The following is a 22397-nucleotide window of genomic DNA, read 5'->3' as shown; positions in this document are numbered from 1 at the left end:
TATATTATATCCCTAGAATCAAATACAAACTATTATATTACACATTTTGTAATAATTTGTGTTTCCTTTAACCCTCATCATTTATTTTTGGTCCATATTGTGAAGGAAATATTCCAATGGAAACTATTCGCAGTAATTATCATTTCTTTTAGATTCTAATCCTATGGTATAATCATACGAGCTCACAAAAAAAAATCAGGGTTGGTATTATGTCTAATAATGTGTTTCCTTTTGTAATTAATGATTTCAAGCCTTTCTTTCAAACTGATTATGGATTTGCATATTGTTGTGATTCTATTAATTTTCTAAAGTCAATACCTGATGATTCGATTGATCTTATCATGACATCTCCACCGTTCGCACTGTTGAAGAAAAAGAAATATGGAAATGAAGATTCACAAAATTACGTTGACTGGTTTATTACCAATTTTGCCAATGAGTTTAAACGAATTTTGAAGCCAACAGGCAGTCTCGTTATAGATATTGGTGGTAGTTGGAATAAGGGATATCCTACAAGATCCTTATATCATTTTGAACTTCTGATAAAATTATGTAGTGATGTTGTAGGATTCCACCTAGCTCAAGAATTCTATTGGTACAATCCAGCAAAAATCCCAAGCCCAATTCAATGGGTAAATATTGAAAGAGTTCGAGTTAAGGATTCTGTTAATACAGTTTGGTGGTTATCAAAGACTGAACGGCCAAAAGCTGATAATAGGAAGGTACTTACTCCTTATAAGGCCAGTATGAAGAAACTTCTTAAAGAGGGTTATAATGATGGACCTCGTCCATCAGGACATAAAGTAGGGAAAAAGTGGGGTAAAGACAATGGAGGGGCAATCCCTCCAAACCTTCTGAATTATGATAATTTATCGGAAGTATTACAAGATAACTTATTAGAAATACCCAATACTGAAGCAACCAGTAGGTACTTACAAGCTTGCAAGTCTTTGAATATTAAGCCTCATCCCGCAAGATTTCCTGCAAACCTCCCTACTTTCTTCATTAATTTTTTAACAGATCCAGGCGATGTGATATTAGATCCGTTTGGAGGTAGTTGCGTAACTGGTGAAGTAGCAGAAAAACTACACAGATTTTGGATTACTTCTGAATTAAATGAAGAATATGTATATAGTTCCAAGTTTAGGTTTTATGACTATTCAACAGATCAAAAAGAGGTTACTACTTCCGATTAAAAGCAAAAAGAAATTCAACCGTAGTGGTAAATCTCAGGCTGTCGATAGAATCGACAGCCTTTCTTAATGTTATTTTACATTCAATTTAACTATTCACAGCGTTAACGCAATTAGTCTCATAAAATGGCATTATTATCGGGTTATACCTCGTCATCACCTACGCCTGCCTTCTTTGCAACCCAATTAAATTCTTTAAAGTGCAATTGGTATGCATGAATTTTGGGCTCCAATAACCCACTTTCGATTTCCTCAAAATTTGCAAGTAAAAAGGAAAAGTGATTGTCTAAGCTATAAAAGGGTTGTGTCCCAGCTTTTTAGAAATCCCCTATCTTTATCTCAGTTTAATTAGTTTTTGAGGTGCTTACTCTGTTACGGTTCAATTTGAAGTATATAAATTCCATTACCTCCTTCTGGCTATTTGCACCTAGCTCCCTTGTCTTTCTAATAAGCTCATATTCAAATACCAATAACTCTGAAGACTCGATAGCACCCAATACAAGCCAGTTTAAATCAATTTGAAAACGTTTTCTAATGTCATACAATGTATCGACAGATGGCTTTAGTTTTCCCTTTTCTATTTCACTTAAAGTTCCTTGAACTGTACCGATCAAAGTAGCAAAATCAGTCTGAATCATTTTATTAAACTTGCGAATATGCTTTATTCTTCCACCTATATTGTCCATCTAAAGCCCTCCTCTAAATTTAGAGAGTATAGACAAAGAAGTCCCCATTATCGAGGACTTCTTTTAGGTATATTTAAAAAATTTAAGCATCTGTTTGCCGAGAGTTTATTTTAAGCTATACTTGCCGAAGCGGCAAAAATTAGGTTTAAATTACACCTCAACAGGTGACATCACTTTATGTATTTGGTGGAGGCGGGGGGATTCGAACCCCCGTCCGAAAACAGCGATACATGAGCATCTCCGAGCGCAGTCACTCATTTAAATTTCGGTACCGGATTCGCGGAGTGACGCGCTGACCCGTTACCTAGCCTGATTGATCTTCTTCCTTCGGCTCCAGGCGGAAGCCTCCGGCGTATCCCACTAAAGTTGAGCGCTAGTCATGCCACATGGGCGATGGAATGGTAGCGCCTCACTGGTTATTAAGCAGCGAGAGAAAGTTGTTTGTTGCCAGTTAATGGCGTTCCGCGTTGTTGACGAGGTCCGCAGCCCCCCGGCTCGCTTCTCATGCTCTACCATCCCCGTCGAATCCAGAACGCCCCCAGGTAAGGTGAGAAAAAGTCTAGGTGAAGAGCCATTAAATCCGCACCTAGACTATATTGTAACTAACAGTGTATTGGCTTGTTGTTGCTTATTAAATATAGCACAGGCGACAACCAAAACTCAACGTTGATTGCTGCCAAGCCTGCCAGTGCAATCCAATCAACCTTTTTGACGTTCGCGCAGAGCACGATCGATATCACGCGCAGACTCTTTTTTCTTGAGGTCTTCGCGCTTGTCGTAGTTCTTTTTCCCTTTGACAAGTGCGAGCTCGACCTTGGCCCAGCCGCCCTTCAAATAAATGCTGAGCGGGACCAGCGAGTACCCTCTTTCGCGAATCAGACCATTGAGCTTGAGGATTTCCAAGCGGCGCATCAGCAGCTTGCGAGTCCGCTCTGGCTCATGGTTAAAACGATTTCCCTGCTCGTACGGACTGATGTGCACATTGTACAGAAGCAATTCGCCATTCTGAACACGTGCAAAGCTGTCCTTGAGCTGGACACGCGCCGCACGCACGGACTTGATCTCCGTACCGGTCAGCTCAATGCCTGCCTCGTATACTTGCTCGATGTGGTAATCGTGGCGCGCTTTTCGGTTTTGGGCGATTGTCTTGGTTCCGGCCTTCTCTTTTGACATGGAGATCACCTCACTTGTACGTACTGCGTTTCGTACCAGTTAGTCTAGCAAATTTTGCCCATTGTGGCAAGTCATTTACCCGGTAAATAGCCATCCCCGAAAAGGGAAACGGATCGCTCCGAGTACTTTTCGGGGTTTAAACAATTGTTTAACGGCGTTTCCGTTTCACCTGACTGGCTACATTTTTGCGATTCTTTTTCTTGGACTTGACGAGATCTTCCCAGAATCCCTTCTGGCGTTTCGCTGGGGTATCTCCTTCTCCTGTACCGATTGGCAGCACTTCTTCACCGTTCGATGCTTTGCCCGATCCAGTACGACGAGGAGGTTTGTTCCCTTCCGCTTTGCGGCGATCCTTGTATTTCTGCCGGATTTCCGCCGGATGCTTTTTGTCCTTTTGACGATCTGGTCGATCTGGTCGATCTGGTCTGCCAGGACGATCTGGACGGCCTGCACGTGAACGATCTTGTTGCTTGCCACGTGTCGGCTTACGATCCCCACCGCGACCATCTATTACGCGAGGCGTACGCTCACGGCTACCACGGAAGCCAGCCTTCGGCATCCCGACGATTTCGAAGTCGATGGTGCGTTCATCCACGTTGACATTCGCTACACGTACCTCGACGACATCCCCGATCCGGTACTGCTTTCCAGTACGCTCACCGACCAGCGCAAACATTTTCTCATGGTAATGATAGTAGTCGTCGGTCAAAAAGCTGACGTGCACCAAGCCTTCAATGGTATTAGGCAGCTCGACAAAAATCCCAAACGAAGTGACGCTGGAGATGACACCTTCGAATTCTTCTCCCACTCGCTCAAGCATGAACTCCGCTTTTTTCAGATCGTCTGTTTCACGCTCGGCATCGACAGCCAACCGTTCACGCTGTGACGCATGCTCTGCGATTACTGGCATTTGCTCTGCCCAGTACCCCAGACGTTTTTCTGATATTTGATTCCCCAACTCGATCCATTCGCGAATACGGCGGTGGACGATCAGGTCGGGATAACGGCGAATCGGCGAAGTGAAATGGGTATAAAACTCCGTAGACAAGCCGTAATGCCCCAGACTTTCCGCGTCGTAACGCGCTTGCTTCATCGAACGCAGCATGACGGTGCTGATAATAATTTCTTCCGGCGTTCCTTTTACCTCTTCCAGCAGCTGCTGCAACGCACGTGGATGAACAGAATTGCCCTTCCCGCGGATCGAGTAGCCAAAATTCGTGATGAACTCCATGAAGGCCATGAGCTTTTCAGCGTTCGGGTCTTCGTGAATCCGGTACATGAACGGCTGCTTCATCCAGTGGAAGTGCTCCGCCACTGTTTCGTTGGCAGCGAGCATGAACTCTTCGATGATCTGCTCCGCAATCGATCTCGTGCGGAAGCCGATTTCCGTAGGTGTACCCGCTTCATCCACATAAATTTTCGCTTCGCGGAAGTCAAAGTCAATGGCACCACGCTGCATACGTTTTCCACGCAACTTCAATGCCAAATTCTTCATTTCCTCGAACATCGGGACGAGTTGGCTGTACTTCTCGATCAGCGCTTCGTCCTTGTCGTCCAAAATACTTCGTACATCCGCATACGTCATGCGCTCATCTGTACGAATCACGCTCAAAAATATATCGTACTTAACGGTGTTCCCGCCTGCATCCATCTCCATATCACAAGAAATCGTCAAGCGATCCACCTGCGGATTGAGACTGCATATTCCGTTGGACAAGCGATGTGGCAGCATCGGAATGACGCGGTCAACCAAGTAGACACTGGTACCGCGACGATACGCCTCATTATCCAGCTGGGACTTATCGCGAACGTAATAACTCACGTCAGCGATATGCACACCGAGTCTTACGTTTCCATTTGGCAGCTTCTCAAGAGACACCGCATCATCCAAGTCTTTGGCATCTGCTCCATCAATGGTGACCATCATACGATCACGTAAGTCACGCCGACCCTTGATCTCTTCCTCGGATATCTCATCTGGTGCCGCCTCAGCCTCAGCTAATACGTCCTCAGGAAAAGCCTCAGGCAAGTTAAACTTACGGATGATCGACAGAATATCGACGCCCGGATCGTTCTTATGTCCGAGAATCTCGACGACTTCACCCTCTGGATTCACACGCCCCTCTGGATAGCGAACGATGTTCACGACTACCTTGTGACCATCTACTGCTCCATTAAAGGAGTCCTTCGGGATAAAAATATCTTTGCCGATTCGCTTTTCGTCGGGGATGACAAACGCGTAATGCCTCTCATCCTTGAATGTCCCTACAACCTGCTTGATTCCGCGCTCGACAATGCGGATGATCTGCCCTTCCAGGCGATTGCCGCCCGCTTCTTTTTCCACGCGGACAAAAACCGTATCGCCATGGAGTGCACCATTCATATCATTCGCATGTACATATACGTCATCCGAGTCAGGTGTCTCCGGGATCACAAATCCAAAGCCCTTCGGATGACTTTGCAGACGTCCGCGTACCAGATTCATTTTTTCAGGCACGCCATACCGATTCGCTCTGGTGCGGATCACCTCTCCGCTCGCTTCCAGTGCATTCAGCGTTTTCACAAGCTCCTTGAACGTGACAGAATCCTTGATTCCAAACGCTTCTTCCAGTTCCCTCACCGTCATCGGGTGGTATGCTTGCTCTCGCATAAACGCGAGTATTTTTTCTTGGTCTTCCATTCACAAACCTCCTTTTTCGCGTGGCATTCCCGCGTTTCTCCATGACCATCCTATTATGTAGTATTCACCGTTCCTGCATATCGCAATCGGAATAGAGAAAAAGACAGCAAGTTGCACTCGCTGTCTTTCGGCCGTTCGTCTATTACGCTCCTGATTTCAAGAAATACCCGAGCAAAATCGCAAAAATCATGAAGCCAACCGCAAATACAACGGTCAGTTTCCCTAAAAGTGCGTCAATCCCGCGGGCTTTTTGTTTGCCCATCAGTTGCTCTGCGCCGCCACCAATCGCTCCGGAAAGGCCGGCACTTTTTCCCGATTGCAGCAACACGACGATAATTAAGCCAATACTTGCGATCACAAGTAAAATTTTCGCAGCCAATGCCATTTTCATTCACCTCAAAACGTATTTCCAAGGCGGAAAAAACCAATACAACAACTTTATCACACTTGTCTGGTAACAGCAACCCGCTATCCCTTCCATTTATAAGAGAAATTCTTTCAAATAATATTGACCGTTATAAGGTAGAATAAGAGCAACGTGTTTTTACGAAATAATGGCAAATTGTGTACTTTCTTTGTCTTGTTTGGTAGTCTCCTTGATATTGTCAAACTTTTGCCGTAAAATTACCATGAAACTTTATTATTTGCTTTGGGAGGTCTTTGTCAGATGGCTGGGTCCAACAAAAAAGACATGAATCAAAACGATGTAATTGATTCCGCGAAGGCCTTTTTCACTTCGTTTGGTATCTTGTTTCTAGTTTTTCTCATCGCACTTGTAGGTTCAATCATTTTCCCACCAAAACATGGCGAAGAAGCCAATGGTGGCGGCGCACCAACTGCACAAATTGACGCTGCTGCTGTATTTAAACAAAATTGCGCTTCCTGTCACGGTCAAAATCTCGAAGGCATTGCAGGTCCAAACCTGACGAAAATTGGAGCGACGCTCAGCGCTGACGACATTGCTAAAATCATCAAAGATGGTAAGGGCGGTATGCCTCCTGGAATGCTGAAGAAACAACCAGAAATTCAAGCGGTTTCACAGTGGCTGTCGGAGAAAAAATAAGTACATAGATAGCCAGTAAGAAAGAAACACCGAAGACTCGTCCTCTTCGGTGTTTTCCGCGTTAATGGGGAGGCTTTTACATATGACCATCAAGATCGAAGCTTTGGGGAAACAAATCCACTCTCCCACGAGTACATGGTTGTTTCGTGACGTAAACGCTAGTATTAAAGAACCTACGATTATTGGAATTCTGGGAAGATCAGGCCAAGGAAAAAGCACCTTGCTCCGTATTTTGGGTCGTCTTCTGCACCCTGATGCGGGTAAGGTTTTTTTAGAGAAGAAAGAAATGGCATTGTGGGACGCGAAAGCTTGGCGAATGAAAATCAGTTATGTGGCACAGCAGGCTGTTATGCTGCCAGGCAGTGTGGAAGACAACCTGCGGACAGTAAGTACCTTGCATCAACGTCCTTTTGATAAGAAGTTCGCCTCTGACTTGATGGAGCAGTTATATATGGAAGAGATCGATTGGTCAAAACCAGCCGCTCAACTGTCCGGTGGTGAAAAACAACGGCTCGCTCTCGTTCGCAGCTTGTTGCTTCAGCCACCTGTCCTGCTGCTGGATGAAGTCACCGCTTCACTCGATATGAAAAGCAAGCAGGCTGCTGAGCGTCTCCTCGTCGATTTGCACCGGCAAACGGGCACGACCTTAATTTGGGTCACGCATGATTTAGAAGAAGCGCGAGTCGCTTGCAAGCGCATTTGGTTTATGGCCAACCACCAGCTCGCAGAAGACGCTGATTGTGAAGCGTTTTTCCACTCGCCCCAATCCGTTGAAGCTCGTGAATTTTTGCAAGATGGAAATGTCTTTGCTGCCTTAAGTGAGGTGCAGCGATGACGCATACTTTTACGTTTTCATACATGTGGCTACTCTTTGCCTATGCCTTTGTTTTCATTGCCCTTCTGCTCTCTGTTTGGCAGAAGCTCGGTTTGGAAAAAGACATTTTGATTGGCACCATCCGTTCGACCGTTCAGTTGCTCGCGATCGGCTATGTCCTACATTTTGTCTTTGCTGCCGATAGTGTCTGGTTTATTTTCGTGATCATTCTCATGATGATCTTGGTCGCTTCGTGGAACGCTGCCAGCAGAGCGAAGCATTTATCCGGGATCTTTTGGCGGATCTGCATTTCACTTGCGATAACAGAGATCATCACCATGGGACTGTTGGTTGTACTCGGGCTTGTCTCTCCTACGCCGCAGTACCTCATCCCGATGAGCGGCATGATTATTGGCAGCTCTATGATCGTCACGAGCCTTTTTCTCACGCATATGAACAGAGAAGTAGAAGCCTCTCGTGGGGAAATCGAAACACTGCTTTGTCTGGGAGCCACTACACGCCAAGCCGTGCATGTGGTGTTGAAGCGCGCTGTCAAAGCGAGCATGATTCCTACCTTTGACACGATGAAAACAATCGGACTCGTCCAATTGCCAGGGATGATGACCGGAATGATCGTCGCGGGTGCCAGCCCCATCGAAGCCGTGCGCTACCAAATCCTCATTATGCTCAGCTTCAGCTCCTCTGCGGCTATTTCGGCGGTTCTGATCAGCATGCTCAGTTATCAGCTCTGGTTTACCCGGGATTCTATGCTCCACTCGTAAATGCACACACTGCCGGACCTTTGCTTCCGGCAGTTTTTTTGTTTTTGTAATGAAATGCACCCTGAGTCGTCAAATTACAAGTAGAACGTACAAAAGGTGGTTCAGCTATGGACAAAAACGGTTTAATGGAGCAATGGTTCCTGCGCTATGGCGATGATATTTACAAATTTCTTATTTACTACACAGGAACCCGCGATGTAGAAGACCTCGTCCAGGATGTCTTTTTAAAAGCGTTTCGGTCTCTGGATGCATTCGAAGGCAGATCGCAACCGAAAACATGGCTATTGACGATCGCGAGGAATACCGCCATCGATCATAAACGAAAGCAACGTCTTCGTAATTGGCTGCCAGATAAATGGCTGGCAAATGTAGAGACGGAAGAAAAAACACCGGAAGAAATTCTGCACGTACATGAGGAACAGCAAGCACTTTATCATGCAATCCGTGAAGTAAAGCCCGCTTTTCGCGAGGTGCTCATTTTGCGTGGAGTCAAAGGACTGTCCTCCAAGGAGACGGCTGAAATACTTGGGTGGTCCGAAAACAAAGTAAACGTGACACTGCACCGTGCCATGAAGGCTGTCAGGGAAATACTTGAGCGTGAGAAAAAGGAGATGATTGGCGATGCGATCTAATTCAGACCATGACTTACTAGGGAAATTACAAGGAATGCCGGATATGAAAATGAGCGGAGAAAAAAAGCAAGAGATCGTATCTGCTATTCGCCAAACAAATGGAAGCAAATCTGGAAGGACTGCTTCTTATCGTGGTTTCTCTGCTCTTGGCAAGGGATTGGCCCTCTGCTCTGTGCTCGCTGCGACCGTCTGGCTGGGAGCCTCTCTCCTTACGAACCAACACCAGAGCACTTTACCAGACACCGTTGCACCTGTTGCTCCTGGCTCTCCTACCGCTTCTCCGGGACCGGGTCCAATCAACAGGGTAACGACACCGCTTACTCCGCAGTCAGAGGAGCTCTTGTCACAAATTCGCTCAAATGCGAAAGAAGGCAGAGTCATCTCCCTTCCTTTCGTTCTGGAAAAAACGGTAGACGAAGTTGAACAGGGCTGGGGAAAGCCTGAGAAAACCTACACAGCAAATGGATTGATCTACTCCGCCTACCCGAAAAAAGAGGTCTTGTTTGGCTACAACAAAGGTATGCAGATCGTAGACATGCGCAGGACAGATTCACGTTTGCAGCAAATCAGACTGTCTGCCGTCGAAAAGAGCTGGGGAAAGCCGGGGCGTATCAGTGAGTTTGGCAATCAAACGATTTACACCTACGATGTCACAAACAACTATCAGGTGAAATTTCACTTCCAAGGATCAGAAAGCACGAGCAAGGAAGACCTGATTCTTGTTGAATACCAACTGTATTACCCGCAAGGAAACAAAAATCTCATGCTGTATGCGAACAATGCTGAGATGTTACAAAGCGTGCGTGATCTGGCTCAAAAAGGCCAAATCTTTGGCAGTCAGTATCGGGTAGAAAAAGATGTGTTCGATGACGCAGAAAAACAGCTGGGCAAACCGGATGTCGTCTCCTTCGTCAATGGCATCACGTACAATACGTACCGGGATCTCAATCTAGTCTTCGCCTTTAATAAAGGAATGCAGATCGTTGATATTCGCTCCTACGACCCACGCCTGCAAGCAATCACACTTGCCGAGGTGCGTGAAACACTTGGGGAGCCTGCTAGCAAAACCACAACAGGCGGCCAAACCATCTACACCTACAAGGTAACCCCTGATTATGAATTAAAATTCATTTTCTCAGGTATCATGACCGATGACCCAAACACCCTCTACATCGATCACGTAAACATTTACTACCCACGAGGAACATTCAACAACATGGCAGGATAACCACACAAAAAAGACGGGAGCATCAGTCCCGTCTTTTTTTCATTATTTACCGATGATGTAGCCTTCCAGCTCATCCAGTACTTTATTGGCTGCGATTACGCCACCGGAAGTATTCCAGATGGTGTCATCCACTTTGAATGCTTTATTGTTTTTCACGACGTTCAGGTTTTTCCAGAGAGGATCGTTCGTCCACTCTTGCTCCAGCTTGGAAGCCTCGCCTTTGCCTGTTTCGTACGTGAAGTAGAACATGATGTCGCCGTCCATTTCTGGAATGCGCTCTTTGGTTACTTCTGCTGCGAAATCGTCTTTGTCTTGGGAAGCTGGACGTGCCAGGCCAAGGTCTTTGAAGATCGCGCCAGTGAAGGTGTTTTTGTAGTAGATACGAACTTTACCTGGCATGAAGCGCACAACGGATACTTTTGTGTTCAGCTTGTCGCCAGCTTTTGTTTTGAATTCTTCTACGCGCTTGTTCCAGTCAGCGAGGACTTTTTCACCCTCAGCCTTTTTGTTAACTGCTTCTGAGAACAAGGAGAAGTTTTCTTTCCAGTCGCCGCGTGGCTCGTCAACGAATACCGTTGGAGCAATTGCAGTCAATTGTTGATAAATTTTTTCGTGACGGAATTTCATACCCAGAATCAGGTCAGGTTTCAGTGCAGCGATTGCTTCCAGGTTAGGTTGACCTTCTGTACCTACGGATTTTGTACCCTCAAGGAAAGACTTGGTGAAATCGTAGAATTGAGTAGGATCAACGGTCGAGCCTACAGCCCCTACTGGCTTCACACCAAGAGCCATCAAGGTTTCTGTACCTTGGTTAGTCAACATAACGATGCGTTCTGGTGTACCTTTAATGGTTGTTTCGCCCATCGCGTGTTTCACTGTGTAGCTTTGGCCGGAACCCTCCGAATTGCCTGTTGCTTGATCAGCAGGCTTTTGTTCTGCCGGCTTTTGTTCACTTGCTTGCGGAGTACCACAACCTGTAACAACCAGTAAGAGCGCCATTAAGACAGCAAAGAAAGCTTTACCGCTTGTGGTCCGATATGTACGAGAAAACATGATGAAAGGACCCCTTTCCCTTTTCTATAATGAGAATTCATATCAATGACAGAGTCTATCCTACTCCCCTGCTTGTCAAAAGTCAATCACAAAATGATAATGACTATCAACGTCATTGACACTTCCTTTATGTAGCTCTACACTTAACTATGAAACCATCTAAGAAATAAGGATGTAGCCATCATGAATTCTTTTTTAGCTAGCAACTTTCGTAAAATTCTGGGAGTGATATTCGCCCTTCTTCTCCTGACTTACCTCAGTTATGCCAGCCTCATCTTTGGCGTCATTGACACAAGTTGGCAAACTGCGATTGATGCCTACACGAATTTCAACGGCTCCAATGAGCACATTGTCATTAAAGAAGTGCGAGTACCGCGTGTGCTCAATGCGCTTACGGTCGGTTTTTGCCTCGGCTTGGCCGGAACTCTGCTCCAATCCTTGACGAGAAACCCTGTTGCAGACGTTGAACTGTTCGGTCTTAATGCAGGTGCTTCTCTTTTTGTTGTGTTCGCCGTTACTTTTGTCGGAATCAGCTCCTTGACTCAGTTTACGTGGATTTCCTTTTTAGGAGCCGCTGTAGCAGGTTTGATCGTTTACTTGCTCGGTTCATTCGGCAGAGATGGGCTTTCACCTGTGAAGCTGGTTCTAGCGGGTGCAGCTATCACCGCTTTGGCTTCCTCAATCCGACACGGCATGATGGTCCTTAATGAAAAAGCTACTGACGAGGTGCTGTTCTGGCTAGCAGGGTCAGTCGGAGGCAGAAAGCTGGAGTATTTAGCCACTGTCTTTCCTTATATGATCATCGCCTGGATCGCTGCTTTTGTCCTCGCACGTCCGATTCAAACCTTATTGATGGGTGATGACGTAGCAAAAGGTCTCGGACAGCGCACATTATTGGTCAAATTCAGTGTTGGAATCGTCATTGTTCTCTTATCCGGTTGCGCGGTTGCTGTTGCTGGACCCATTGGTTTTGTCGGATTGGTTACTCCGCATCTGGCCCGCTATCTCGTTGGAATCGACACTCGCTGGGTGCTTTTGTACAGCGGTCTACTCGGTTCCATCCTACTGCTGTTAGCAGACATCGGCGCTCGGTATATCGCAATGCCTTCAGAAGTTCCTATTGGAGTAATGACAGCCCTGATCGGGATTCCTTTCTTCATCTATGTCGCACGCAAGGGGCTGGATAAATAATGAAACACTACCTGTCTCTTCGCATCGGCAAGCGCTTTTCATCGTTTCAGCTACATAAAAAGACGATCTGGTTTTCGCTACTCGCCTTGCTGATCGTCATCGCAGTGGCGGTTGTCAGTCTCGGAATGGGTGAAATGAAAATCGCCCCGCTCGATGTGGTCAAAGTTTTGTTGGGAATCGGTTCAGAAGAGAATGCTTTGATTGTGGAGCAATTTCGCCTGCCACGCATCGTCATCGCTATTCTGGTAGGTGCCGCACTTGCCGTTGCTGGTGCCATCATGCAGGGCCTCGTCCGCAATCCGTTGGCTTCCCCAGATATTCTTGGAGTATCCGGTGGAGCATCTGTTTTTGCAGTCGGCTTTTTGATCCTATTTGAAACAGCGAGCATCAAATGGCTTCCTCCCATCGCTTTTTTGGGAGCGACATTGACAACATTCCTGCTGTATGCCCTCTCTTGGAAAAAAGGAGTTACGCCGCTTCGTCTCGTCATGATCGGTGTTGGAATCAAAATCGCAGCGGGTGCCATTGTCACCATGCTGATCATGTTCAGCCCGTTTTTGCTGCAAAATAAGGCATTGCTCTGGCTGACAGGAAGCATCTACGGCGTTGCCTGGAACGACGTATTCATGATTTTGCCGTGGGTCGTCGGACTGATTCTCGTAGCCGCCTTACTTGCTAGACGCGTGAACATTCAACAGCTCGGCGATGATCTGGCAACGAGTCTCGGCAGTTCCTTGCAATTGGATCGCTTCCTCCTGCTCATGATTTGCGCGGCTTTGACGGGAACAGCCGTCTCTGTTGGAGGAGACATCAGCTTTGTAGCTTTGCTGGCGCCACACATTGCCAAACAACTGATTGGTCCGTCCTTTGGCGGTGCCATGACACTCTCGGCTTTCTTGGGTGCCATTATCGTATTGCTTGCGGATTTGATTGCACGGATGGCTTTTTCACCAATCGAAGTGCCTGTAGGGGTATTCACCTCTGCCATCGGCGCTCCGTTTTTCATCTACTTGCTGTACAAAAACCGAAATCGCTAGTAAAGAACTTTGTCCCGCTGTGGTGGTGGGAGGAAACAGGAGAAAACGCTCAGCTTCTTGTCCCACCCACTGAGGGATTCACTGCCCGACTCCATGCAAAAAGCGAAACCGCGTCCAAAGTGGTTCTTTCCGGAAGTTTTTCAGAGGTGGAGGCTTAAGAACGTGTCTCGCTTTTTGCATTCCGTCTCGGTCGGCGTGCCAAAGATCTTCGCTTATTTCTCCTGTTTCCTCTACGAGCTGTCGTGCTATACGGATTTTAAAAAGCCTTTAAAAGATTGATGAATGTGATCAGTAACGCCAGAGAAAAATATTTCCAGACGTAGCGACTTGTGGAGTCCTTCGGAGCGGACAGTGCACGCTTCCAGTGGGACGTAGCCTGGAGCCTAGACTGGAAATATTCTGCTCCCACCATAGCCACATGCGGCCCTGAATATATTTTTTAACTTCCTATGCGTTTGAAAGGAGTCCAACCCATATGCAAGCTTTGGAAACCCAACGGCTTACGTTATCGTACGGAGAACGCAACATCATTGAAGCATTAGATTTAAACATCCCGCGTGGAAAAATAACTGTTTTCATTGGTAGTAATGGCAGTGGTAAATCGACATTGCTGCGCTCTCTGGCACGTTTACTCAAACCAAAGGAAGGTGCCATCCTGCTTGAAGGAGAATCAATCGCAAAGCGCTCTACCAAAGAGGTAGCCAAACGTCTTGCCATCCTTCCTCAAGGCCCATCTGCACCAGAAGGATTAACGATTCTGCAATTGGTCAAACAAGGACGCTATCCTTATCAAAACTGGCTACAGCAATGGTCAGAAGAAGACGAGCAGATGGTCAACAAAGCATTGGCAGCTACTCAACTCACGGATATGGCTAACCGTGCCGTCGACAGTCTCTCTGGCGGACAACGTCAACGCGCCTGGATCGCGATGACGCTCGCCCAAGGCACCGAAACGATTTTGCTGGATGAGCCTACGACTTATTTGGATATGTCGCATCAGATTGAGATTTTGGACCTGTTGTTTGAACTGAATCAAACAGAACAGCGCACCATCGTCATGGTTCTTCACGATCTGAATCTCGCTTGCCGCTATGCCCATCATATCGTTGCCGTTCACAATCAGACCGTAGTGGCAGAAGGGGCTCCAAACGAAGTACTGACGACCGACCTTGTCCGTACGGTTTTCGATATGGATTGCCAAATTACGCAAGACCCGCTGTACGGAACTCCTATGTGCATCCCGTACAGTAAAAGCCGCCTGGGCTTTGTGCAGGCCGAACCCAAAGCATTCGCCATGTCATAAACGCCAAACAACAAAAAGACTGTCCATCAGTAGTATGGGCAGTCTTTTTTCGTATGCAAAAACTTGAGTGCAATGGCATGTTTCTTTCATCCTACAAAAAGAACAGTGGCAGTCCCGGACTTTCTTGCATCCTGGACTGCCACTGTTCTTTTTATCTATCAATCATGTAAGCTTACTTCTTCAGGTTGTAGAATGCAGAACGACCGCCAAAACGAGCTGTATCAGCGAGTTCGTCTTCAATACGCAGCAATTGGTTGTACTTCGCTACGCGGTCAGTGCGGGAAGGCGCACCAGTCTTGATTTGACCTGCATTTGTAGCCACTGCGATATCCGAAATCGTAGAGTCTTCGGTTTCACCGGAACGGTGGGAGATCACCGCAGTATAGCCAGCCAGCTTCGCCATTTCGATTGCTTCGAAGGTTTCTGTCAGCGTACCGATTTGGTTTACTTTTACCAGAATGGAGTTACCTGTAGAGGTTTCGATTCCGCGAGCCAGACGCTCGGTGTTCGTTACGAACAAGTCGTCGCCTACCAGCTGAACTTTGCTACCCAGCTTGTCAGTCAGTGCTTTCCAGCCATCCCAGTCGTCTTCAGACAAACCGTCTTCGATAGAGATGATTGGGTATTTGCTTACCAGATCTTCGTAGAACGCGATCATTTCTTCTGTTGTTTTCACAACGCCTTCGCCTTCGAAGTGGTATTTGCCATCTTTGAACATTTCTGTAGCTGCAACGTCCAGTGCGAGGAACACGTCTTTACCTGGCTCATAGCCTGCTGCCTTGATCGCATCCAAAATGGTTGTGATCGCTTCTTCGTTGGATTTCAGGTTTGGAGCGAAGCCACCCTCATCCCCTACTGCTGTGCTCAGACCTTTTTCACCCAATACTTTTTTCAGGGAGTGGAAAATTTCCGCACCTGTGCGCAGCGCTTCCTTGAAGGAAGTAGCACCTACTGGCATGACCATGAATTCCTGAATGTCTACAGTGTTGTCTGCGTGCTTACCACCGTTCAGGATGTTCATCATAGGAACTGGCAACATTCTCGCGTTGAAGCCACCGAGGTAGTTGTAGAGAGGAACGCCGAGAGAGTCTGCAGCTGCACGTGCTACTGCCATGGACACGCCGAGAATCGCGTTTGCGCCTAGCTTGGCTTTGTTTGGTGTACCGTCGAGCTGAATCATCGCCATATCGATGCCAACTTGATCGAGAGCGTCCATGCCGATCAGTTCAGGAGCAATGATTTCATTCACGTTCTCTACAGCTTTCAGAACGCCTTTACCCAAGTAGCGGGATTTGTCACCGTCGCGAAGCTCAACTGCTTCATACGCACCTGTAGACGCTCCAGATGGAACATCTGCGCGACCCATCGAGCCATCTTCGAGATACACTTCTACTTCCACAGTTGGATTACCGCGGGAGTCCATAATTTCGCGTGCATAAATGTCAGTAATCATTGCCATTTCTCGTCCATCTCCTTTTTTCATGTGCACTTACAATCTATTTCGATAAACGCCAAGCTACCCTTACAGTGTGTCCCAGTAAAGTCTATTTTGCAAGTAACGATTTGCCTGTCATTTCAACCGGTTGCGCTACCCCCAAAAGCTCTAAAAGCGTTGGGGACAAGTCGGCCAAAATACCGTCTTCGCGCAGAGCAGCCCCGTCTTTAGTCACGATTACAGGCACCGGATACGTACTGTGTGAAGTAATCGGACGTCCCGCTTCATCCAGCATCAGATCCGCGTTGCCGTGGTCAGCTGTGATGACGGCTACGCCGCCTTTTGCTACGATGGCATCGACCACTCGGCCCAAGCATGCATCGACCGTCTCGACTGCTTTGATCGTTGGCTCCATCATACCGGAATGACCAACCATGTCGCAGTTGGCAAAGTTCAGGATGATCGCATCAAAATTTTCCGCCTCGATCTCAGCCACAACTGCGTCTGTCAGCTCTGGTGCACTCATCTCCGGCTGCAGGTCGTACGTCGCCACTTTTGGCGAAGGAATCAAGATACGCGTCTCACCTGGAAACTCCTTTTCACGCCCGCCACTGAAGAAGAACGTCACATGCGGATATTTCTCCGTCTCGGCAATGCGCAACTGCTTCAAGCCTTGCTGGGAAAGCACCTCTCCCAACGTGTTATCCAGATTGGAAGGCTTGTAAGCGACATACCCGTCAACTGTCTCGGAAAAATGCGTCAGGCACACAAAATGCAGATCGCGTGGACGCTCATCTCCGCGGTCAAAGCCACGGAAATCTTCATTCGTAAAGGCTTGCGACATTTGAATCGCACGATCCGGGCGGAAATTATAAAAAATAACCGAATCGCCGCTTTGAACGGTCGTCACTGGTTTTCCTGCCTCATCGAGAATCACGGTTGGCATGACGAACTCATCCATAATGGACTTTTCGTAGGATTCTTTCACTGCTTGAACCGGATCGCGATAAGCCGGAGCATCTGCGTACACCATGGCACGATACGCCTTCTCTACGCGCTCCCAGCGTTTGTCCCGATCCATCGCGTAGTAGCGACCTTGTACGGTAGCAATGCGACCAACGCCGATCTCTGCGATTTTGGCTTGCAGCTGTTCGATATATCCCACTGCACTGTCAGGCGATACATCGCGACCATCGAGGAAACCGTGGATGAACACATCCGCAAAGTCCTGCTTTTTCGCCAACTCGAGCATTGCAAACAGGTGGTTAATGTGACTGTGTACACCACCATCGGACAAAAGCCCGAACAGATGAAGCTGCTTGCCGTTTTGCTTCGCGTGCTGGAAAGCAGCGATCAGTGTTTCGTTTTCAAAAAAAGCGCCTTCTTGAATCGACTTGGTAATGCGCGTCAAATCCTGATAAACAACACGCCCTGCGCCGATATTGAGATGGCCTACTTCGGAGTTCCCCATCTGTCCTTCTGGAAGCCCAACAGCCAGCCCGCTTGCCTCCAGTGTCGCGTGAGGGTATTGGTTCCAGTAACGGTCGAAATTCGGCTTGTTGGCTTGTGCTACTGCGTTTCCATGCGTCTCGTTACGCAGAGCAAAACCATCTACAATCAAAAGGGCAACCGGTTTTGGTCTTTGTGCCATTGCTTTCTCCTCCTATCGCGACGTAGCTCCTGCCACTAGCTGCAAGTAACTGTCCGCTACAAGACTCGCTCCACCGACCAATGCTCCGTCGATATCCGGCTGTGACATGTAGCTTGCGATGTTTTCCGGCTTTACGCTTCCGCCGTATTGAATGCGCACTTTTTCAGCTGTCGCTTGTCCGAAGCGTTCACCGATTACGCTACGAATAATGGCAATCGTTTCATTGGCATCCTCTGCCGTGGAAGACTTGCCTGTGCCAATCGCCCAAATCGGCTCGTATGCAATAACGGTATCTGCCACTTGTGCAGCGTCCACTCCAGCAAAGGCACCTTCTGTCTGCGTACGAACGACGTCAGCTGTCTCGCCCGCTTCCCGCTGCTCCAGACTCTCGCCTACGCACACAATCGGTACGAGACCTGCTGCTAATGCGGCTACAACCTTTTTGTTCACGGTCTCATCTGTTTCATTGAAATATTGACGGCGCTCGGAGTGACCAAGGATCACGTACTCCACACCGATTTCTTTGAGCATGGACGCGCTGATTTCCCCTGTATAAGCACCCTGCTCTTCAAAATGCATGTTTTGCGCGCCGATGGCAATATCCGTGCCCGCCAGTTCTTCCTTAAGTGCAGCCAACGCTGTAAATGGTGCGCAAATGACTTTTTGTACCCCGGAAGTATTGTTGCCTGCCTTGGCATCCTGCGCAAATGCTCTTGCCTCGGCCATCGTCTTGAACATCTTCCAGTTCCCCGCGATAATTGGTGTTCGCATGCAAACTCCCCCTCTTCGCTCTTATTGATTATCTGCCAACACAGCTACGCCTGGCAGTTCCTTGCCTTCCATGAATTCCAGAGACGCTCCGCCGCCTGTAGAAATGTGTGTCATCTGCTCGGCAACGCCTGCTTTCTCCACAGCTGCTACGGAATCCCCACCACCGATGATGGTCGTACCGCTGCATGCTGCCATCGCCTTGGCTACACCAATCGTGCCGCCTGCAAAAGCATCCATTTCAAATACGCCCATCGGACCGTTCCACACCACTGTTTTGGATTCTACAATGACGCTGTGGTACTGCTCTACTGTTTTTGGCCCAATATCGAGTGCCATCCAGCCCTCTGGAATCGCATCAATTGCTACGACCTTCTTCTCGGCATCTGCCGCAAAACGGTCAGCTACCACAACATCAACTGGCATCAGCAATTGAACGCCGCGCTCTTTTGCCTGATCCATCAACGTACGTGCGAGATCGAGCTTGTCGTCTTCACACAGAGAAGCACCAATACCGTAACCCTGTGCTTTGAGGAATGTATTCGCCATACCGCCGCCGATAATCAGGTGATCGACTTTGGTCAACAAATTTTCAATGACAGCAATCTTATCTTTTACTTTTGCACCGCCGACAATCGCTGTAAACGGACGCTCCGGATTGGACAAGGCTCCGCCCATGAAGCGAATCTCCTTCTCCATCAACAAGCCTGCAACTGCTGGTATGTACTCAGCGATTCCCGCTGTAGAAGCATGTGCCCGGTGAGCTGTCCCGAAAGCATCATTGACAAACAGATCAGCCAAGGCCGCAAAGCTTTTTGCCAGTTCTGGATCGTTCTTTTCTTCTCCCGCATGGAAGCGCACGTTTTCCAACAGAATGACGTCGCCAGACTCCATCCGTTCTACTGCCGCTTCTACGTCAGCACCATGGCAATCCTCCAGCTTACGCACGTCCTTGCCCAAGAGCGAGGATAGATGTGCGGCGACAGGAGTAAGACGCATCTCTTCCACTACTTGGCCTTTAGGTCGCCCAAAATGGCTCGCCAGGATTACTTTGGCTCCTGCCTCCATCATGAAACGGATGGTTGGTACAGCAGCACGAATGCGTGTATCGTCGGTGATTACCCCGTCCTGCATCGGCACGTTAAAGTCGACGCGGCAGAATACGCGCTTGCCTGCCAGCTCAACATCGCGGATAGATTTCTTGTTCATGAACGATCCTCCCAAATCATTGGCTTTTTATTCGGAAAAAAGATATGGGAAAAGGGAGATTGCTCTCCCTTTTTTTCCACAACAGTTCTATTTTACGTGTTAGAAGCCGCGCTGTGCAACATAATGACACAAGTCTACGACACGATTGGAGTAACCCCACTCGTTATCGTACCAGGAAACGACTTTCACCATGTTTCCTTCCAGTACCATTGTAGACAAAGCATCAATTGTGGAGGATGCAGGGTTTCCATTGTAATCAGACGATACGAGTGGCTCTTCGGAGTAGCCGAGAATGCCTTTGAGTGGGCCTTCTGCCGCTTCTTTCAGAGCGTTGTTGATTTCTTCAACAGTTGCATCAGTCTTCAACTCAACAACCAAGTCTACTACGGATACGTTTGGAGTTGGTACGCGCATTGCGAAACCATTCAGCTTGCCTTTCAGCTCAGGCAGTACGAGTGCTACCGCTTTTGCCGCTCCTGTAGAGGTTGGAATGATGTTCTCCGCAGCTGCACGGGCACGGCGCAAATCTTTGTGCGGCAGGTCGAGAATTTGTTGGTCATTGGTGTAAGAGTGAACGGTTGTCATCAATCCGCGTACGATACCGAATTTTTCATTGAGAACCTTCGCATAAGGCGCCAAGCAGTTCGTTGTGCAGGATGCGTTGGAGATTACAGTGTGTTGAGCTGGATCGTACTTGTCTTCGTTTACACCGATTACGACTGTAATGTCTTCGTTTGTTGCTGGAGCGGAGATGATGACTTTTTTCGCGCCACCTTCCAGGTGCTTCGCTGCATCTTCGCGCTTCGTGAAGCGTCCAGTCGATTCCACTACAATTTCAACACCGTAATCTGCCCATTTGAGTTGAGCTGGGTCGCGCTCTGCCAACACCTTGATTTCTTTGCCGTCAACGATGAGCGTGTTTTCGGAAGCTTCAACGCTCACGTTCAGAACACCATGAACGGTGTCATATTTCAAAAGGTGAGCCAGTGTGTGTGCATCTGTCAGGTCATTGACCGCCACGATTTCTACATTCGGATTGTTCAGTGCTGCACGAAATACGTTACGACCGATACGACCAAATCCGTTAATACCTACTTTTACCATAATGTATACCTCCTGCTCATTAGCTAGCTTTATTCTTCATCGCGAGAAACCTGCCCTCTGGCGAAAAACAGCGGGTCGATAATATCGTCACAATCGGTAATAAGATTGGAAAAAACACAAAGGGCAATGTCTGGATCGTCGAAACACCTAACGTGAGTGCCATCATCATCGATAGACCGTTCCATGGGATCAGTACAGGCATGACAACTGTGGAGTCCAACATCGTCTTGCCCAACAGCTCGCGCCCTCCCTCCCATTGGGAGAACCGTCCGAGAAGAGTAGAGCCGAGAACCAATATTGGAATGGTTTGATTACAGCTGATGATGACCACTAACAGCGATAATGCCGCTGCCTTCGCTACCAATACCGTCTTATTTTTTGTATGGCCCATCATTTTGTCTACGATGGGGGTTAATAAATTGGCTCTGTTCAAAATGCCGTTTAAAAAGCCTGCGAGAATGATTAACGCCAGAACACTGAATATGGCGAACATCCCGCCCCCATGGACCAGTTGATCCAGCGGCGTTCCTGAATGAAGCTCAAATCCAACTAGCATCGATGTAAAAAACGTCTTCACATCCAAATTCCCATTGATCCCGACTAGAATCGCACTGGCTCCGATACCGTAAAACAATGCCTTCACAGCTTTTACTCTCAGTGCGAAAGATGCAATTAACACGACGAGAGGCAGCATGAGTAGCCAATGTACAGAAAAATGACTGACTAACAGCTCCTGGTACATTTGAATGGTATCCGTCGAGCTCGCCTGAGGTCGAAACAGATCAAGAATCAGGAAAAGTAACGCGCAAATCGCTACCGTAAGCAAAGCAGGACGCCGTATTCTTCTTTCCTGCTCTTCTGTCATACCGACATTGGAAAGCACCAGTAAACGACTGCTGGATATCGGTGAGAAACGTTCCCCCACCATCGCTCCAGAGATGAGCGCACCTCCTACGATCGCAGGTGATATCCCTGCTGCGTGTGCGATGCCCATCAGAGACAGCCCAATCGTACTCAGCGTACCGATTGATGTACCCAATAAATAACTGACGCCTGTGGTCAACAGAAAAGAGAGAACGAACAAATACTCGACATTCACAATCGACAATCCGTAGTAAATGATGGCGGGTATAGTTCCTCCCATCATTAAAAGCGGAATCAAGAGTCCTACTAAAAACAGAATCGTAAGGACGGGCTTTGCCTTTTGGACACCTTCCCAGCCAAACACGAACTGCTGCTTCCACGGATAACCCAATCTTTTTACACTAACCAGTGTGACCAAGATCGCAAAAACAATCCCCCATGCGATCGGAAAACCGAGCGATAGGCTCAAAATGATGCCAGCGATCATTGCCAAGATGGGTGTTACCGATGTGATAGACATGCGACCGACTT

At 47.7% G+C, this 22397-nt stretch carries 20 protein-coding genes and 1 other RNA gene; 9 read left to right on the top strand and 12 right to left on the bottom strand.

Features of this window, described 5'->3' with window-relative positions; all coding sequences use genetic code 11:
* Positions 1–209 precede the first annotated feature (209 nt).
* Positions 210–1196 carry a DNA-methyltransferase gene (locus tag HPY27_RS23910; RefSeq protein ID WP_174226133.1) on the top strand — a complete coding sequence of 329 codons (987 nt, stop codon included), beginning with the start codon at positions 210–212 and terminating at the stop codon, positions 1194–1196.
* Between the two features lie 341 nt (positions 1197–1537).
* On the opposite strand, the gene HPY27_RS23905 is transcribed toward HPY27_RS23910, so the two are convergent.
* From HPY27_RS23905 to secG, 5 genes are all read right to left on the bottom strand, one after another.
* Positions 1538–1879, bottom strand: a complete 342-nt coding sequence (locus tag HPY27_RS23905) for a helix-turn-helix domain-containing protein (protein ID WP_174226131.1) — start codon at positions 1877–1879, stop codon at positions 1538–1540.
* A 184-nt stretch (positions 1880–2063) separates the two neighbouring features.
* Positions 2064–2419, bottom strand: a transfer-messenger RNA (tmRNA) gene (gene ssrA / locus HPY27_RS23900).
* A gap of 159 nt (positions 2420–2578) precedes the next feature.
* The gene (smpB, locus tag HPY27_RS23895; protein WP_017251652.1) at positions 2579–3052 is read right to left on the bottom strand and encodes an SsrA-binding protein SmpB; all 474 of its coding nucleotides are present in this window, start codon (positions 3050–3052) and stop codon (positions 2579–2581) included.
* 148 nt (positions 3053–3200) lie between these two features.
* Positions 3201–5732 (bottom strand): ribonuclease R, encoded by a 2532-nt coding sequence (gene rnr / locus HPY27_RS23890; RefSeq protein WP_173623912.1) that lies wholly within the window; start codon positions 5730–5732, stop codon positions 3201–3203.
* Between the two features lie 142 nt (positions 5733–5874).
* Entirely contained in the window at positions 5875–6117 is a 243-nt protein-coding gene (gene secG, locus HPY27_RS23885; RefSeq protein WP_007728789.1) for a preprotein translocase subunit SecG, read from the bottom strand.
* Between the two features lie 282 nt (positions 6118–6399).
* On the opposite strand from secG, the gene HPY27_RS23880 reads away from it, so the two are divergent.
* From HPY27_RS23880 to HPY27_RS23860, 5 genes are all read left to right on the top strand, one after another.
* Positions 6400–6795 (top strand): YqzM family protein, encoded by a 396-nt coding sequence (locus HPY27_RS23880; RefSeq protein WP_007728788.1) that lies wholly within the window; start codon positions 6400–6402, stop codon positions 6793–6795.
* Positions 6796–6877: 82 nt separating this feature from the next.
* Positions 6878–7630, top strand: a complete 753-nt coding sequence (locus HPY27_RS23875) for an ABC transporter ATP-binding protein (RefSeq protein WP_017251649.1) — start codon at positions 6878–6880, stop codon at positions 7628–7630.
* The gene (locus HPY27_RS23870; protein WP_174226129.1) at positions 7627–8391 is read left to right on the top strand and encodes an ABC transporter permease; all 765 of its coding nucleotides are present in this window, start codon (positions 7627–7629) and stop codon (positions 8389–8391) included. Before HPY27_RS23875 ends, HPY27_RS23870 begins: the two co-directional genes overlap by 4 nt.
* A gap of 107 nt (positions 8392–8498) precedes the next feature.
* Positions 8499–9023 (top strand): RNA polymerase sigma factor, encoded by a 525-nt coding sequence (locus HPY27_RS23865; RefSeq protein WP_174226128.1) that lies wholly within the window; start codon positions 8499–8501, stop codon positions 9021–9023.
* Entirely contained in the window at positions 9013–10251 is a 1239-nt protein-coding gene (locus HPY27_RS23860) for a YjgB family protein (protein WP_174226127.1), read from the top strand. Before HPY27_RS23865 ends, HPY27_RS23860 begins: the two co-directional genes overlap by 11 nt.
* Before the next feature lie 42 nt (positions 10252–10293).
* On the opposite strand, the gene HPY27_RS23855 is transcribed toward HPY27_RS23860, so the two are convergent.
* Entirely contained in the window at positions 10294–11304 is a 1011-nt protein-coding gene (locus tag HPY27_RS23855) for an ABC transporter substrate-binding protein (RefSeq protein WP_174226126.1), read from the bottom strand.
* A gap of 183 nt (positions 11305–11487) precedes the next feature.
* Here HPY27_RS23855 and HPY27_RS23850 point away from each other — a divergent pair, with 183 nt between their 5' ends.
* The 3 genes from HPY27_RS23850 to HPY27_RS23840 all read left to right on the top strand — a co-directional run bounded on the left by HPY27_RS23850 (position 11488) and on the right by HPY27_RS23840 (position 14835).
* Positions 11488–12495 (top strand): FecCD family ABC transporter permease, encoded by a 1008-nt coding sequence (locus tag HPY27_RS23850; protein ID WP_017251644.1) that lies wholly within the window; start codon positions 11488–11490, stop codon positions 12493–12495.
* The gene (locus HPY27_RS23845; RefSeq protein WP_017251643.1) at positions 12495–13532 is read left to right on the top strand and encodes a FecCD family ABC transporter permease; all 1038 of its coding nucleotides are present in this window, start codon (positions 12495–12497) and stop codon (positions 13530–13532) included. The genes HPY27_RS23850 and HPY27_RS23845 overlap by 1 nt, the downstream gene beginning before the upstream one ends.
* Before the next feature lie 475 nt (positions 13533–14007).
* A complete protein-coding gene (locus tag HPY27_RS23840) occupies positions 14008–14835 on the top strand; it encodes an ABC transporter ATP-binding protein (RefSeq protein WP_017251641.1) in 828 nt (275 codons plus the stop codon).
* A gap of 172 nt (positions 14836–15007) precedes the next feature.
* Here the strand turns inward: HPY27_RS23840 and eno are convergent, their stop codons facing one another.
* The 6 genes from eno to HPY27_RS23810 form a co-directional block, all read right to left on the bottom strand.
* The gene (eno, locus tag HPY27_RS23835) at positions 15008–16294 is read right to left on the bottom strand and encodes a phosphopyruvate hydratase (RefSeq protein ID WP_069851539.1); all 1287 of its coding nucleotides are present in this window, start codon (positions 16292–16294) and stop codon (positions 15008–15010) included.
* A gap of 85 nt (positions 16295–16379) precedes the next feature.
* Positions 16380–17921 (bottom strand): 2,3-bisphosphoglycerate-independent phosphoglycerate mutase, encoded by a 1542-nt coding sequence (gene gpmI, locus HPY27_RS23830; RefSeq protein ID WP_017251639.1) that lies wholly within the window; start codon positions 17919–17921, stop codon positions 16380–16382.
* Between the two features lie 12 nt (positions 17922–17933).
* Complete coding sequence (gene tpiA, locus HPY27_RS23825; protein WP_173623920.1) at positions 17934–18692, bottom strand: triose-phosphate isomerase; 759 nt, start codon at positions 18690–18692, stop codon at positions 17934–17936.
* 21 nt (positions 18693–18713) lie between these two features.
* Positions 18714–19898 (bottom strand): phosphoglycerate kinase, encoded by a 1185-nt coding sequence (locus HPY27_RS23820; RefSeq protein ID WP_069851533.1) that lies wholly within the window; start codon positions 19896–19898, stop codon positions 18714–18716.
* 99 nt (positions 19899–19997) lie between these two features.
* Positions 19998–21002 carry a type I glyceraldehyde-3-phosphate dehydrogenase gene (gap, locus tag HPY27_RS23815; protein ID WP_007720484.1) on the bottom strand — a complete coding sequence of 335 codons (1005 nt, stop codon included), beginning with the start codon at positions 21000–21002 and terminating at the stop codon, positions 19998–20000.
* 19 nt (positions 21003–21021) lie between these two features.
* Positions 21022–22386: a Na+/H+ antiporter NhaC family protein gene (locus HPY27_RS23810; protein ID WP_173623922.1), complete on the bottom strand. Its 1365-nt coding sequence runs from the start codon at positions 22384–22386 to the stop codon at positions 21022–21024.
* Between the last annotated feature and the right edge of the window lie 11 nt (positions 22387–22397).

Origin of the sequence: Brevibacillus sp. HB1.1 (assembly GCF_013332445.1) — a bacterium.
Lineage (GTDB): Bacteria > Bacillota > Bacilli > Brevibacillales > Brevibacillaceae > Brevibacillus > Brevibacillus porteri.
This window is presented reverse-complemented; position numbering and strand designations above follow the sequence as displayed.